Annotated in this window: 1 protein-coding gene; it reads right to left on the bottom strand. The window is 69.0% G+C overall.

The annotated features are described in order from the left end of the window. Positions 1-210: ATP-binding cassette domain-containing protein (locus tag GTW43_RS17550; protein WP_343246039.1), on the bottom strand; the 210-nt coding region annotated here is incomplete at both ends.

Below are 210 nucleotides of genomic sequence, written 5' to 3'. Positions count from 1 at the left end.
GCGCTGGCGCATGCCGCCGGAGAACTGGTGCGGGTACTGGCCCACGCGCTCCTTCGCCGCCGGGATGCGCACCCGGTCCATCAGCTCGACGGCCTTCGCCCTGGCGTCCTTCTTCGACATGCCCTGGTGGACGACGAACAGCTCGCCGATCTGCTCGCCGACGCTGAGCACGGGGTTGAGGGAGGACAGCGCGTCCTGGAAGATCATCGC

This window comes from Streptomyces sp. SID5785, from assembly GCF_009870065.1.
Taxonomy (GTDB): domain Bacteria; phylum Actinomycetota; class Actinomycetes; order Streptomycetales; family Streptomycetaceae; genus Streptomyces.
The sequence above is the reverse complement of the archived record's forward strand: the minus strand, read 5'-3'. Positions and strand labels throughout refer to the sequence as shown.